The 13193-nt window shown below is 66.7% G+C and carries 15 protein-coding genes; 8 read left to right on the forward strand and 7 right to left on the reverse strand.

The window, feature by feature from the left end; all coding sequences use genetic code 11:
- Window positions 1–30: 30 nt before the first annotated feature.
- Complete coding sequence (ccsB, locus tag WFK36_RS01130; RefSeq protein WP_336788969.1) at window positions 31–1029, forward strand: c-type cytochrome biogenesis protein CcsB; 999 nt, start codon at window positions 31–33, stop codon at window positions 1027–1029.
- A 118-nt stretch (window positions 1030–1147) separates the two neighbouring features.
- Here ccsB and WFK36_RS01135 read toward each other — a convergent pair whose 3' ends face one another.
- Window positions 1148–1372: a BldC family transcriptional regulator gene (locus WFK36_RS01135; RefSeq protein WP_008377496.1), complete on the reverse strand. Its 225-nt coding sequence runs from the start codon at window positions 1370–1372 to the stop codon at window positions 1148–1150.
- Between the two features lie 189 nt (window positions 1373–1561).
- Between WFK36_RS01135 and WFK36_RS01140 the strand changes: the two genes are divergently transcribed.
- The 6 genes from WFK36_RS01140 (at window position 1562) to WFK36_RS01165 (ending at window position 7324) form a co-directional block, all read left to right on the forward strand.
- Window positions 1562–1921, forward strand: a complete 360-nt coding sequence (locus WFK36_RS01140) for a DUF4229 domain-containing protein (protein WP_008377497.1) — start codon at window positions 1562–1564, stop codon at window positions 1919–1921.
- Window positions 1918–3027, forward strand: a complete 1110-nt coding sequence (gene cds1, locus WFK36_RS01145; RefSeq protein WP_008377498.1) for an L-cysteine desulfhydrase Cds1 — start codon at window positions 1918–1920, stop codon at window positions 3025–3027. Before WFK36_RS01140 ends, cds1 begins: the two co-directional genes overlap by 4 nt.
- Window positions 3028–3037: 10 nt before the next feature.
- Window positions 3038–3721 carry an ABC transporter ATP-binding protein gene (locus tag WFK36_RS01150; RefSeq protein ID WP_336788972.1) on the forward strand — a complete coding sequence of 228 codons (684 nt, stop codon included), beginning with the start codon at window positions 3038–3040 and terminating at the stop codon, window positions 3719–3721.
- Window positions 3721–6243 (forward strand): FtsX-like permease family protein, encoded by a 2523-nt coding sequence (locus WFK36_RS01155; protein WP_336788974.1) that lies wholly within the window; start codon window positions 3721–3723, stop codon window positions 6241–6243. Before WFK36_RS01150 ends, WFK36_RS01155 begins: the two co-directional genes overlap by 1 nt.
- A gap of 63 nt (window positions 6244–6306) precedes the next feature.
- Window positions 6307–6573 (forward strand): helix-turn-helix domain-containing protein, encoded by a 267-nt coding sequence (locus WFK36_RS01160; RefSeq protein ID WP_008377501.1) that lies wholly within the window; start codon window positions 6307–6309, stop codon window positions 6571–6573.
- Window positions 6566–7324, forward strand: a complete 759-nt coding sequence (locus WFK36_RS01165; RefSeq protein WP_336788976.1) for a Clp protease N-terminal domain-containing protein — start codon at window positions 6566–6568, stop codon at window positions 7322–7324. Before WFK36_RS01160 ends, WFK36_RS01165 begins: the two co-directional genes overlap by 8 nt.
- Before the next feature lie 74 nt (window positions 7325–7398).
- On the opposite strand, the gene WFK36_RS01170 is transcribed toward WFK36_RS01165, so the two are convergent.
- Window positions 7399–8268, reverse strand: a complete 870-nt coding sequence (locus WFK36_RS01170) for a 1,4-dihydroxy-2-naphthoate polyprenyltransferase (RefSeq protein WP_336790914.1) — start codon at window positions 8266–8268, stop codon at window positions 7399–7401.
- Window positions 8269–8469: 201 nt separating this feature from the next.
- On the opposite strand from WFK36_RS01170, the gene WFK36_RS01175 reads away from it, so the two are divergent.
- Window positions 8470–9774, forward strand: coding sequence for an alpha/beta hydrolase family protein (locus WFK36_RS01175; RefSeq protein WP_336788978.1), 1305 nt, complete (start codon window positions 8470–8472; stop codon window positions 9772–9774).
- A 13-nt stretch (window positions 9775–9787) separates the two neighbouring features.
- Here the strand turns inward: WFK36_RS01175 and menE are convergent, their stop codons facing one another.
- Genes menE through WFK36_RS01200 form a run of 5 tightly spaced genes read right to left on the reverse strand, consistent with a single transcriptional unit; the run spans window position 9788 to window position 13156 of the window.
- Window positions 9788–10918, reverse strand: coding sequence for an o-succinylbenzoate--CoA ligase (menE, locus tag WFK36_RS01180; protein ID WP_336788980.1), 1131 nt, complete (start codon window positions 10916–10918; stop codon window positions 9788–9790).
- A 38-nt stretch (window positions 10919–10956) separates the two neighbouring features.
- Window positions 10957–11289 carry a DUF3349 domain-containing protein gene (locus WFK36_RS01185; protein ID WP_336788983.1) on the reverse strand — a complete coding sequence of 111 codons (333 nt, stop codon included), beginning with the start codon at window positions 11287–11289 and terminating at the stop codon, window positions 10957–10959.
- Between the two features lie 8 nt (window positions 11290–11297).
- On the reverse strand, window positions 11298–11609 hold the full coding sequence (locus WFK36_RS01190) for a DUF3349 domain-containing protein (protein ID WP_008377507.1): 312 nt from the start codon (window positions 11607–11609) through the stop codon (window positions 11298–11300).
- A gap of 12 nt (window positions 11610–11621) precedes the next feature.
- Window positions 11622–11894 carry a hypothetical protein gene (locus WFK36_RS01195; protein ID WP_008377508.1) on the reverse strand — a complete coding sequence of 91 codons (273 nt, stop codon included), beginning with the start codon at window positions 11892–11894 and terminating at the stop codon, window positions 11622–11624.
- A gap of 32 nt (window positions 11895–11926) precedes the next feature.
- Entirely contained in the window at window positions 11927–13156 is a 1230-nt protein-coding gene (locus WFK36_RS01200) for an inorganic phosphate transporter (protein ID WP_008377509.1), read from the reverse strand.
- Window positions 13157–13193 lie beyond the last annotated feature (37 nt).

The raw sequence follows: 13193 nt of genomic DNA on the forward strand, positions 1-13193 counted from the left end.
CCGACGCGAGCACAACACGAAGGAACATTGATGGGCGACAACGGATACGTCGACATGGATCTGGCCCGGCTCTCGGACTGGCTGTACGGCACCTCGATGGTGGTGTATGTGCTCGCGATGGTGATGTTCCTGCTGTCCCTCGCGCCGATGTTCTACACGAAGGTGGCCGCCGCTCAGCGTGCGGAGCAGAAGGAACTCGTCCCCGCCGCCGGAGTTCCCGGCGATCGAGTTCCCGGTCGTGTCGTCGATTCGACGCCGCGCCGCCAGCTCGGCGACGTGCTGTCCGGCATGGGTTGGGCAGTCGCGTTCGTCGGCATCATCGCGCACCTCGTGTCGATCATCCTTCGCGGCGTCGCCACCGACCGTGCGCCGTGGGGCAACATGTACGAGTTCATCTCATTGACGATGCTCGCCTGCGTCGTCGCCGGAGTCGTCTCACTGCGTAAGCCGACCTACCGGCCGCTCCTCAGCTTCGTGCTGCTGCCCGTGGTGCTTCTCATGTTCATCGGTGGTCGCTACCTGTACACGCAGCCTGCGCCGGTGGTGCCCGCGCTGAAGTCGTACTGGCTGATCATCCACGTCTCGATCATCTCCATCGCGTCGGGCATCCTCCTGGTCTCGGGAGTCGCGAGTGTCCTCTACCTCGTCCGACAGCGGTGGGCGACTGATCTCGAGTCTGATTCAGACGGTGTAACCGGATTCCTCAATCGTGTTCTCCCGTCGAGTGATGCACTCGACCGGGTCGCGTACAAGTGCGTGGTCGTCGGATTCCCGCTGTTCGGACTCGGCATCATCCTGGGCGCCATCTGGGCCGAAGCCGCCTGGGGCCGCTTCTGGGGCTGGGACCCCAAGGAGAGCGTCTCGTTCATCGCGTGGGTCATCTACGCGGCCTATCTCCACGCCCGCGCCACCGCGGGCTGGCGCAAGGCGGCGGCCTGGGTGAATGTGGCCGGTTTCATCGCGCTGCTGTTCAACCTCTTCGCCATCAATCTCATCGTCTCCGGCCTCCACTCGTACGCGGGCCTGTGAGCCGCGCGATCTGAGCCTCTCAACGACAAACCGCTCCCCTCGCCGGCGTCCGCTCACTTGTAGAAGTGAGCAGATGTCGCTGAGGGGAGCGGTTTGCTGCTGAGGTGTGCGGGAAGCGTCAGCCGCGGTTGAGGAGGTCGACGACGTCGGCCTCGCGGAAGCGACGGTGGCCGCCCGGGGTGCGGATCGACTTGAGGACGCCGGACGACGCCCAGCGGGCGACGGTCTTCGGGTTCACGTTGAACATGGCGGCGACCTGGCCGGGTGTCAGGTTGTGCTGTGCGGCGAGTGCCGGAGTGATCAACTCTGAGGCCTGCTCGTCGTGCTCTGCGGTTGTGGTCATCGGACCCTCCTGGAGTCGTGGGACGACGCGGTCTGCGTCGTGTCGGTTCATTCCCCGTCCTGGCTCCACTAGTACACGCACTTGGGGTGGTTGCTCGAACAGTCAGGTGTAGGTAAAGAGGCCGTAATGTCCGTTGAGGGACCTTTGGCGCGGCATCCGTCCCACGTCACGGGCCGTATCCTAGGAAGTATGAGTGAAGACCTCCCCGTGGAAGCGGACATGAAGAACGCCGGCGCCGAGAACGCCGGGACGGGCGAGAAGCCCGCGACGACCGGAACGTTGATCACCGCGATCGTTCTGTACACCGCGGCTCGTCTCGCGTTGGTCGTGGCGATCGCGGCCGTCATCTTCTTCGTCGGCAAGGCTGCAGGCGTCGACGTTCCGCTCGTCGTCGCTGCGGTGTTCGGTGTCCTGATCGCACTGCCGGTCGGCATGGTCGCGTTCAAGACCCTTCGTCTCCGGGTCAACGACCAGATCACCCGCATCGACGCCGCGCGCAGTGCTCGTCATGACGAACTCCAGTCGCGTCTGCGGGGCGACAGCGAATGACTGACACGCGGATCGTCGAGCACACCTCCGATCGTGCGTGGACGGCGGAAGCGGTCCGCCGGATCGGGGCGGACGGTCTGCGCAGTGCCGACACTCACCTGCTGAAGGTCGACCTGCCGTCGTGGTCGCGGACCGAGGCAGGTGGGATCGACCTGTACTTGAAAGACGAGTCGACGCACCCGACGGGGTCCCTCAAGCACCGTCTCGCACGATCGCTGTTCCTGTACGCGTTGTGCAACGGATGGATTCGTCCAGGCACTACCGTGATCGAGGCGTCCTCGGGATCGACTGCAGTGTCGGAGGCGTACTTCGCCAAGCTCATCGGCGTGCCGTTCGTCGCGGTGATGATGAAGGGCACCTCGCCCCGCAAGACCGAACTCATCGAAGCGCAGGGCGGCCGTTGTCATTTCGTCGACTCGCCGTCGGAGATCTACGCCGTCGCACAGCGCCTCGAAGCCGAGTTGGACGGTCACTTCATCGATCAGTTCACGATGGCCGAGCGGGCGACGGATTGGCGGGGCAACAACAACATCGCCGAATCGGTGTTCGCGCAGATGGCCGGTGAGCCGCATCCGGTGCCGGAGTGGATCGTTGTCGGCGCAGGCACCGGCGGCACCTCGGCGACCTTCGGGAGGTACGTCCGCTACCAGCAGCACGACACACGCCTGGCCGTCGTCGACGTCGAGAACTCGGTGTTCCTCCCCGCCTACGAGGCAGGCGACGGAACGATCACGTCGACGGGTGGATCCCGGATCGAGGGGATCGGCCGCCCCCGGGTGGAACCGTCGTTCGTCTCGCAGGTGATCGATCGGATGATAGGTGTGCCCGACGCGTCGTCGGTGGCCGCGGCGCGGTTCCTCAGCTCACGCCTCGGACGCCGGGTCGGCGGGTCCACCGGAACCAATTTCTGGGGGGCGTGCACGATCATGGCGGAGATGGCGGACGCAGGCCGTGCGGGCAGTGTGGTCTCGCTCCTGTGCGACAGTGGCGACCGTTACGATCACACCTACTACAACGACGAGTGGGTCGCCGAACAGGAGCTCGACCTCGCGCCGCCCACCGCCGTGCTCACCGAATACTTCGCCACGGGAGTCTGGAACTCCTGAAGGAGACGCCATGCCCGTCGTCGACGCCGTCGACCTGGTCCGTGAATACCGAATGGGAACGGAGACGGTCCGCGCGCTCGACGGTGCGTCGCTGAGCCTGGACGGCGGTCAGTTCGTGTCGGTCGTCGGACCGTCCGGGGCGGGCAAGTCGACGTTGCTGCACATCATCGGTGCACTCGACAGTCCGACGTCCGGGTCGATCGAGGTCGACGGAGTCGACCTGACCTCGCTGTCCGACCATGCGGCGTCGGAGTTCCGCAGGCATCGAGTCGGATTCATCTTCCAGTTCTTCAATCTCGTACCGACGCTGTCGGCGTGGGAGAACGTCGCGCTGCCGATGCTGCTCGACTCGCGCTCGCTGGCGAAGGCCAAGCCGCGTGCGGTCGAACTCATGGAACGGGTCGGTCTCGGGCATCGGATCGATCACCGGCCGTCTGAACTGTCCGGCGGCCAGATGCAACGCGTCGCCATCGCCCGGTCGTTGATCATGGAGCCGACGATCGTCCTCGCCGACGAACCGACGGGCAACCTCGACTCCCACACCGGTGCCGACGTTCTGCAGCTGTTGTCCGACGTCGCACACGAAGACGTGAACAGGCTGGTGCTGATGGTGACGCACGACGCCGCCGCCGCTCGAGCGTGTGACCAGGTGGTGACAGTCCGGGACGGACGAGTGATCAACGGGTCGCTCTGATGCCGGGCCTCGGAGCCGGTTTGACGCGGATCAGGGTGCTGGGCCTGCGTGAGCTGACGTCGCACAGACTCCGGGTGGTCACGTCGCTGCTCGTCGTCACGGTGTCGTCGGTACTGCTCGTCGCTGTGCTGTCGGTGTACGGCTCGTTGACCGCGTCGGTACGTGACTTCAACGCAGCGATCGCCGGCGTCGCGACCGTCGAGGTCGCGGGCATCACCGATTCGGGTGTGCCCGCGTCGATCGCGGGCGAACTCCGCGCACGCGTTCCGCTGGCGGAAGATGTGGTGCCGATCGTCCGCGGGTCGGTCGTCATCGACGACCGACCGACTGTGCTCCTCGGGTCGGACTATCGAGCCTCGATGCTGTCGCCGGAGCTCGGGGCCGCTGCCGAGTCGGACGATTCCGGGTTGAGCATCGACGACCTCTCCGACGGCATCGTGGTCGGGCCGGCGGTCGGACTGTCCGTGGGGCAGACCCTGGAGGTGGGCGGCGAGAGTCTCACAGTCCGCAGAGTGCTCGGCGATGAGGCGTCGTCGCTCAACGGAGGCCGATTCGTCTTCGCGTATCTGCCGTTGGCACAACGCCTCTCCGGACTGGTCGACGCCGTCGACTCTCTGTTGATCGTCCCCGCACAAGGTGCCGACACCGGTGCATTGCGCGAGTCGGTCGAAGAGGTGGTTGGGGATCGGGCGAGCGTCGTCGATCCCGACTTCCGTGTTCGTCAGGCGGAGGTCGCGAGCTCCGTCGTCCGTGACTCGACGCTCCTCGTGTCGATGGTGTCGTTGGTCATCGCAGCATTCCTGGTGTTCAACACGATGAACATGGCGGTCGCGTCCCGTCGACGCAGTCTCGCGATGATCCGCGCTCTCGGCGGACGACGCCGGCATCTGGCAGGCGATCTACTCGGCGAATCCGCGCTCTTCGGTGTCGTCGGAGGCGTTGCGGGCATCCCGATCGGAATCGTCGCCGGCCGTTGGGCACTGGGCCGGGTGCCGGGTGGATCGTCCTCGGTCGGGATGGACGTCAGTTACACGCTGCCTGCGTTGGTTCCCGTGGCGGGGATCGGCGCTGCAGTTCTCGCCTGTGTCGGGGCGACGGCGCTCGCAGCGAAGGCAGTCTTCTCGGTGACACCGGTGGAAGCGATGGCTCCGGGGCAGGTGACCGAGGCTGCGGGCATCTCGCGACGGCTTCTGTGGGCGTCGGGCGTCGTCGGCGTGATCGGCATCGCGGGGGCGTGGCTCATCGTCGAGATCGTCGACGGGCGTGCCGCGATTCTCGCGGGAGCGGTCTACGCCGTCGGCGGGCTGATCCTGTGCTTCGCCCTCAGCCCACTGCTGGTGGCCGGAGTGCGAGCGGTGGCCGCCCGATTCGCCGGGCCGGGAAGGCTCGCCGCGGTGAACTCCGAACGTGCGCCGCGGCGAGTGTGGGCGACGGTGATGACCGTCGCGGTCGCAGTGTCGGTCGGCATCGGGATATCGGGTGCCCTGAACAACCTCGTCGGGTCGTTGTCGTCGTCGCTGGACGGGTTGAGTGAACCAGACCTCTACGTGTCGTCGCAGGACGCAGAGTCGATTCCGACCGGGCCGATACTCGACCCGGCCGTCCGGCGTGAAGTCGCGGCGACACCGGGCGTGAAGCAGGTGGTCGGCGGACAATGGGCGAATGTGAACCTCGGAGACGCTCGGATCGTCCTGCAGGGACTCGAGCGGGGAGCGGCGGCTCCGTTCCTGCGGAAGGCGTCGCCGGAGGCGGCGGACGAGGTCCTGAACGGTCGGGGAATCCTGTTGTCGCGCACGTTGGCCCGCACACTCGACGCCGAAGTCGGCGACGAGCTCACGGTGGCCACGCCCACCGGACCCCGGCGGCTGCGAGTCCTCGAGACGGTGAACTACGTGTCGATGGACTCCGGGGTGGCTGCCGTGTCCATCAACCTGTTGCACACGTGGTTCAACCGCCCGGGCGACACCTATCTCCAGGTGACGCTCGACGACGACGCCGATCATGACGCGGTGCGTCGCGCGGTCACTGAGATCGCCGATGCGCATCCCGGAGTCGGCGGCTCGCCGGTGAACGTCTACACCGGGGCTGAGGGGTTGGCCGCCGCGCAGCGCACCGCGGAGCAGTCGGGTGGGTTCACTGTCGCGATCCAGTGGATCGTGTCAGGGGCCGCGGCGATCGCCCTTCTCAACACGCTCCTGTTGTCGGTGCTGGAACGACGCCGAGAGATCGGCGTGCTGCGGTCGATGGGCGCCTCTCGCCGATTCGTCTTCCGCATGGTGCTCGCCGAAGCGGGCGCCATCGCAGTGATCGGAGCGGTGACCGGTGTGGTCATGGGTACCGGACTGCACGTCCTCGCGGATGCGATCCTCACCGAGACGACGTCCATCGACATCGTCTACAGCCCACTCTGGTCGTCGAGCTGGTACGTCGCCGTGTCGGCTGCCCTCTGCCTTCTCGGCGCCGTCGTCCCCGCGGTCCGGGCGTCGCGTCAGAACATCAGCGAATCGATCGCTTCCGAGTAGTTCCATCAACTTGGTCGTCAATAAATGTTGACAACGGCTTCGTTGTCAACATAACCTGACACCATGCACGACGAAGAGATGCCGACCGACACCGACTCGATGACGGGAACCGCAGCGAGCTCCGACCCTGCAGTCGGACTGGGAACAGTCCGGGCGCTGAGGACTCTCGCGGACCGCCTCGAAGACGTTCACGTCGCCTCCGCCCGAGCCGCGGGCTGGAGCTGGCAGGCGATCGCGGACGTCCTACAGGTCAGCCGGCAGGCCGTGCACCAGAAGCACTCGTATCGAGAGGCTGCACCAGCAGCTGGAAAGGACGGCAACGATGTTTGACCGTTTCTCGCGGGAAGACCGCACACTGTTCATGTTCGCCACGCAGGAGGCCCGCGACCTGGGCCACCCGTCGTTCGGCAACGACCATCTGATCCTCGGGATGCTCTGCAACGCGCGGAGCCCCATTTTCACCCTGCTCGGGGAGCGGGGTCTCACCCTCGACGCTGCGCGCGGCGTCGTACGTGAGTTCCACCAGTCCGACGAGCCGACCGCAGAGTCGGACGAGAAGAACCGATACGACGAGGACCGAGACGCCCTCGCCAGCATCGGCATCGATCTGGACCGCGTGCGCGCCGCGGTCCGGGACAAGTTCGGCGACGATCTCGCGGACGGTTGGGGCGAACGCCGCGGCCGTGGTCGCGGTGCCCGTCGTGGCGACGGATGCGACGACCGTCGCGGTCACCACCGTCCGCACGGCCGTGGGCCGGGATTCGGTGGACCGTTCGGCGGACCGGGTGGACCCCGTGGGCCGGGCTGGGACGGCGAAGGTCCGTGGGAGGGCGGTCGCGGCCGTCGTGGTCCCCGTGGGAGAGGTCGTGCACGCATGAACGGCCCGGTCCGGGACGCCATGCACTCCGCTGTCACTCTGGCGAGGGCTCGTGGCGACCGCAGCATCGGCGCCGAGCATCTGCTCCTCGGGATCCTCGACGCAGGTGATCCCGCATCGCGTGCGGTGATCGAATCGGCGACCGACGTCGACAGCCTGCGCGGTGCGGTGACGGAACTCCTCGACAGTCGCGCCGCTGTCTGACGCGTTCCCAGGATTCGTCCGACCATCGAGGTCCGCGGACACTGTGTCTGCGGACCTCGATGGTCGTACCGATCTCAGGAGAAGGCGAGGGCCAATCCGGTTGCGACCGACCACGCGAGCATCGCCAGGCCCGTCGTCGCGAGTGACGGGATCAGGTCGCGGCCTTTGGCTCCCGATGCCACTGGACGCAACGCGACCGCGGCCAGCGGTGCGGCGATCAGGCCGGCGAGTGCGGCCGTCGTCACCGGAAGCAGAACGATCGTCGCGACGAACGGCACGGCGATCAGAAAGACGAAGAGGCCGCGGGTGCCGCGGTCGCCGAGCCGGACGGCGAGGGTGACCTTCCCCGACTCGGTGTCGGTCGGGATGTCGCGGAGGTTGTTCGCGACGAGGACTGCGCTGGAGAACGATCCGACGGCAACAGCGGCGACTCCGCCGACCCAGTCGATCCGACCGATTGTGACGAACTGAGTTCCCAAGACTGCGACGAGCCCGAAGAACACGAACACCGCGATCTCGCCGAAGCCGAGGTAGCCGTACGGCTTCTTTCCTCCGGTGTAGAACCAGGCGCCAGCGATGCACACGACGCCGATGGCGATCAACCACCACGCGGTGGTCGCCGCGAGGACCAGACCGCACACCGCGCCGATCCCGAAACACGTGAAGGCGGCGGCTTTCACCGCTGACGGCGACGCCGCCTTCGACCCGACCAGGCGCATCGGGCCGACCCGATCGTCATCGGTGCCGCGGATGCCGTCCGAGTAGTCGTTGGCGAAATTGACGCCGATGATCAACGCCAACGACACGACGAGGGCGAGGCCGGCCTTCCACCACACGACGTCGCCGATCCGCGCTGCCGCGCCGACGCCCGCCACCACCGGAGCGATCGCATTCGGGAGCGTCCGCGGTCGTGCGCCCTGGATCCATTCGTTGACCGTTGCCACGTGATCAAGCATGTCACGGGCGCCTCATCAGGCCGGAGCCCGGCCTTTTCCTCGTTCCATCGGCGCCCGCCCCGTGAATGCGCTGGAAGGTAGCCCGATCGGCTTAATCCGGCACACTTCCACCGTTTGGTGGACGCATTCGTGCCGACGAAGTGGCCTGATCGCTTGGTGAGACTCAGGGGGAAGGTCGCCATCACGACCATGGCCGGAATCGTCGCCGCCGGTGTGCCCGCGCAGGCACTGGCTGCGACCATGCCGTCGATCGACTCAGGCGTCGCCGTCGACGGACCGACGATCGGGGACCACCACGACGTGCTCGGCACGTGGGTGCCGTCGGACCTGCTCGGCGACGCCTTCGTCGTCGTCACGCCGGGAACAGACGATGACGGAGTGTTCCCCCGGAACAACGGCCTGGTCGGCGACCGGCAGAGCAAGATCGTTCAGTACCCGCAGTCGTTTGGGCCGTTCATCGGCGGTAGGTCCGGCCACCTGGTGCCGTTCTTCGCGCCGAGCTACGACGAGTCGCGCGACATCGCTGTCGACCGGAACCTGCAGATCATGGAGGCCTTCCAGAACGCCGACCGGGTGGTCGTGTTCACCGGCTTCTCACAGGGCGCCGAAGCGTTGGGCAACGCGGCGGAGATCGCGGCAGATCGGGGGCTGCCCGGTGAGAACACCCTGGTTCTGTTGATGTCCGACCCGCGATCGCCCTGGGGCATCAAGTCAGGACTGCAGGACCTCCCGTTCAGTGCGCCGGTGATGGCTTCCCTGGGGGCTGAGAGCAACGGCGCACGTGATCCGGGGCGGACCGGAGACACGAAGGTCGTGCAGGTCGTCGTCAAGGGCGATCCGGTCGCGGGCTGGCAGTGGGACTCCGTTCGCCCGGTGTCGTCGTTGCTGGTGAACGGTGCAGGCTCTCTCGTGATCCATGCGGGAACGGGCAAGTACTCGTACGTGCACCTGGAGAACCTCGACCACGAGGCGACCTACTACAGCAAGAACGGCAACACCACGTACGAGGTGTACGACACCTACCACCCGTTCGCACTGCTCCAGTACACGATCGCCGACGCCATGGGTATCGAGGTCAGCGACGCCACCATGCGCGAATGGGACCGGCAGGCGGAGCGCTTCTACCCGACGCAGGACCTCACTCCCGAGACCGCGGACCCGAATGCCCCGATGGTTCGAGACATTCCGCAGGGGCGGCATCGGCTCCTCGACGACAGCGGGCAATGGGCTGCTCCGGACGCCGGAAACGCCCGACATCGTGCGCCCGCGCATGCGGCACCGGACGACTCCGTCGAGGTGAGCACAGTCGTCAGCGGCGACGATTCCGGTGAAGGTGAGACCGACGCCGGCTCCAGTGACGTCGCCCCGGTGGACACTGCTCCGGTGGACGAAGCAGTTCCCGAGGATTCGGCTGACGTCGCTGATCAGGCACCGGTCGATGCTCCGGCAGACGTTCCCCAGGACGACGAGGGCTCGGCTCCGGTCGATCAGTGACAGTGCCGCGAGATCAGTTGGTTCTCGGTCCGAACCGATCGCGTAGAGTCGCACGGTCGACTTTCCCCGGACCGCGAAGAGGCAGCGCATCGACCACGATCACCTCGCGTGGCGCGGCGTAGCGGTCGAGGCGTTCGACGACGATCCCCTTGATCTCGTCGGCACTCGGAGCGTCGTGTCCGGCCGCGGGTACGACGACAGCGACGATGCGTTCGCCGAGCCGCTCATCGGGCACCCCGACGACGGCGCAGTCGGCGACAGCGTCGAGTTCGACGATCACCGCCTCGACGACCTGCGGGACCACGGTGAGTCCGCCCGTCGAGATGGCCTCGTCAGCGCGGCCGACGATACGCAGCACGCCGTCGGCCACGACACCGAGGTCGTCGGTGCGGAACCATCCGGGCTCGACGAATGCAGGGTGCTCGGGGAGGTTTCGGTAGCCGAGTGCGACGGTCGATCCGCCGAGGACGACTCGTCCGACACCGTCCGGGTCGGGGTCGTCGATGCGGATCGTGGTGCCGGTGAGGGGGACGCCGTTGTAGACGCACCCACCTGCGGTCTCGCTCATTCCGTAGGTGGTGACGATCTGCAGTCCGGCGTCGCGTGCCGACTGTTGGAGCGACGGGGGAGTGGCGGCACCGCCGACGAGAATCGCGTCGAACGCCCGCATCGCGGCGGTCGCGGCCGGGTCTCCGAGAACCTTGCGCAGCTGTACGGGCACGAGTGAGGTGTACCGGCGCGGTCCGGTGAGCGCGTCGACGGCGGCGGGGAGGACCGAGACGTCGAATCCGTCGGTCAGATCGAGAATCACTGGGTCGAAGCCCGCGGCGAGTGATCGGAGCATCACCTGCAGGCCGGCGATGTGGTGCGGCGGCAGCGTCTGCAACCACACTCCCGGCCCGCCGAGAGCCTCGGCGGTGGCTTGTGCGGATGCGCGCAGCGTGTCGCGGGTGTGCACGGCGCCTTTGGGAACACCGGTGGTGCCCGATGTCGACACGACGAGGCAGCACCTGTCGTCGACCGGCTCGCCGACGCCGAGGTGAGCGCGGAGCCGTGACGACTCGTTCGAGTCGAGGTCGGGCAACGGCAGATACGCGGCGTCGCCGGCGAGCAGAGCCGACAAATCCCGCCGGGCGTGAAGCACGGCGGGATTCGAGGGAAGAACCAGCGGTTCGAGGAGTCTCAGGGCTGGTCCTCCGGAGTGTCATCCGATGAGAACGGGTCGTCGTCGAACGGCCAGCCCGCCGCTTCGAGTGTGGTGCGGACCCGAGCGACGTCTTCGTCTCGCGGGAGTTCGTCGGTGACTTTGGAGATCTCGACTCCGACGTCGACACGGTTGATCGTCTCGACCTCGCTGTCGGCGATCATGTCGATCGCCACCTGCCGGATCTCCTCCTCGCTCAACTGACGACGCAGCAGCGCGAAGAGTGGAACGTAATCGCTCTGCGGCACGCCTTCCGGGTACCCGGCGCGCAGCCAGGTCCGGATCGTGGAGAGAAACGAATGGCGTTCCATGGCGACGATTATTCGCTTGCCGGAACGGAGACGGCGAGCGGCCACCCGGCCGCGGCCAGACGGGCCGAGACCTGACGCAGCTCTTCCGCGGACGGCGCCTGCTCGGTGACGGCGTGGATCGCATCCTTGATGCGTTCCGGGGTGGCCGGGCTCTCGGCGCCGTGTTCGAGGGCGAGCTTGAGCACGATGTCGGTGATCTCCGACTCGGTCAAGACCGGCGTGAGCAGGGCGAGGAGGGGTGGGTAGTCGGCAGCGGGAACTCCGTCGGGGTAGCCCGCGCGGATCCAGTTGACGACGTTCTCGAACAGTGTGGGTGCCATGGTGGTGTCAGCTCACTTCTTGTACGCGAAGTCGGGGAAGATCTTGAGGTCGAAGTAGTAGTTCAGCGTCTGGCGGGTGATCCACAGGATGCCGACGACGATGACGATGGCCGTCAGGCCGATCAGGATGTAGCCGAGGTACTTCAGGGCCGGGTTCGCCGGTCGCTCGAGAGTCCCGTCTCCGGCGGCTTCGGCGCGCATGCCGAGTGCGAACAGGGCCGGGAGGCCTGCGCCGAGGATGAGTCCGACGGCGAGGACCTTGGTGATGGAGGAGATGATGTCCATGAGGTGCAGCCTTTTCTAGACTTCTGGGCCGCTCAGGCCTGGTTGGTGGTCGTCGGAGCGTCGTCCGCAGAAGGAACCGGAGAGTTGGTCTCCGTGTCCCACTCGGCGTTGACGTTGCTGTGGTCCACCTTCTGCTGCTGTGCGCGCCAGTACATGTAGCCCGAGAGCGCTGCGAGGATCAGGAAGATGACGATCGCGCCCGGTGCGCCGCCGATGAGGTGGGCGATCCAGAAGCAGATCGCGCCGACGAGTGCTGCGGCGGGAAGGGTGGTGACCCAGGCGACGGCCATGCGGCCTGCGACGCCCCATCGGACTTCGGCGCCCTTCTTGCCCAGGCCCGAACCGAGGATCGAGCCGGTGGCGACGTGGGTGGTCGACAGGGCCATGCCGGCAGCCGAGCTGGTCAGGATGATCGCGGCTGACGAGGCCTCGGCGGCCATGCCCTGAGGCGCCTTGATCTCGACGAGGCCCTTGCCGAGGGTGCGGATGATTCGCCAGCCGCCGAGCCAGGTGCCCAGTGCGATGGCCGAGGCGCAGGTGACGACGACCCAGATCGGGAGTCCGTGCGAGACCGATGCGGCGTCGAGGTGGCCGGTGGCGATGAGCGCGAGGGCGATGACACCCATCGTCTTCTGTGCGTCACCGGTGCCGTGTGCGAGGGACACCAGCGATGCGGATGCGACCTGACCGCGACGGAAGCCCGTCTCCTTCTTGGCTTCGGACATTCCATTGGTGATCGCGTAGATGAGGAGTGTGCCGACCGCGGCGACGACGCAGGCGATCAGCGGCGCGAACAGTGCCGGGACGATGATCTTGCCCAGGATGCCGTGCCAGTTGATTCCGGTGGTGCCCAGTGCTGCGAGACCCGAACCGATCAGACCGCCGAACAGTGCGTGGGACGAGCTGGACGGAAGGCCGAACAGCCACGTGAAGAGGTTCCAGAGGATGGCGCCGATGAGGCCCGCGAAGATGATGATCAACGCCTTGTTGGCGTCGAGCCCTTCGATGAGGGCGCCCTTCGCGTCACCGGACGTCGTCTGGATCTTGAGGACGTCCTTCGTGATGGTCGCCGCCACCTCGACGGAGAGGAACGCTCCGACGAGGTTCAGGATCGCCGAGAGGCCGACGGCCACCTTCGGCTTGAGTGCGCCGGTTGCGATGGACGTTGCCATGGCATTGCCGGTGTCGTGGAAGCCGTTGGTGAAGTCGAAGCCCAGGGCTGTGACGATCAACAGCACAAGAATGATCATCTCTGCGGTCATGGGCATAACTATGGGCGACGAACGGTACACCCCGTCA

It is taken from the genome of Gordonia malaquae, from assembly GCF_037148075.1.
Taxonomy (GTDB): domain Bacteria; phylum Actinomycetota; class Actinomycetes; order Mycobacteriales; family Mycobacteriaceae; genus Gordonia; species Gordonia malaquae.

Coding starts and splice junctions, on each gene's coding strand:
- WFK36_RS01135 (WP_008377496.1), bottom strand. CDS start 1,372: ATGACCACAACCGCAGAGCACGACGAGCAGGCCTCAGAGTTGATCACT.
- WFK36_RS01140 (WP_008377497.1), top strand. CDS start 1,562: ATGAGTGAAGACCTCCCCGTGGAAGCGGACATGAAGAACGCCGGCGCC.
- WFK36_RS01150 (WP_336788972.1), top strand. CDS start 3,038: ATGCCCGTCGTCGACGCCGTCGACCTGGTCCGTGAATACCGAATGGGA.
- WFK36_RS01200 (WP_008377509.1), bottom strand. CDS start 13,156: ATGACCGCAGAGATGATCATTCTTGTGCTGTTGATCGTCACAGCCCTG.
- WFK36_RS01165 (WP_336788976.1), top strand. CDS start 6,566: ATGTTTGACCGTTTCTCGCGGGAAGACCGCACACTGTTCATGTTCGCC.
- WFK36_RS01155 (WP_336788974.1), top strand. CDS start 3,721: ATGCCGGGCCTCGGAGCCGGTTTGACGCGGATCAGGGTGCTGGGCCTG.
- WFK36_RS01160 (WP_008377501.1), top strand. CDS start 6,307: ATGCACGACGAAGAGATGCCGACCGACACCGACTCGATGACGGGAACC.
- WFK36_RS01190 (WP_008377507.1), bottom strand. CDS start 11,609: ATGGCACCCACACTGTTCGAGAACGTCGTCAACTGGATCCGCGCGGGC.
- WFK36_RS01185 (WP_336788983.1), bottom strand. CDS start 11,289: ATGGAACGCCATTCGTTTCTCTCCACGATCCGGACCTGGCTGCGCGCC.
- WFK36_RS01175 (WP_336788978.1), top strand. CDS start 8,470: ATGGCCGGAATCGTCGCCGCCGGTGTGCCCGCGCAGGCACTGGCTGCG.
- cds1 (WP_008377498.1), top strand. CDS start 1,918: ATGACTGACACGCGGATCGTCGAGCACACCTCCGATCGTGCGTGGACG.
- WFK36_RS01195 (WP_008377508.1), bottom strand. CDS start 11,894: ATGGACATCATCTCCTCCATCACCAAGGTCCTCGCCGTCGGACTCATC.
- ccsB (WP_336788969.1), top strand. CDS start 31: ATGGGCGACAACGGATACGTCGACATGGATCTGGCCCGGCTCTCGGAC.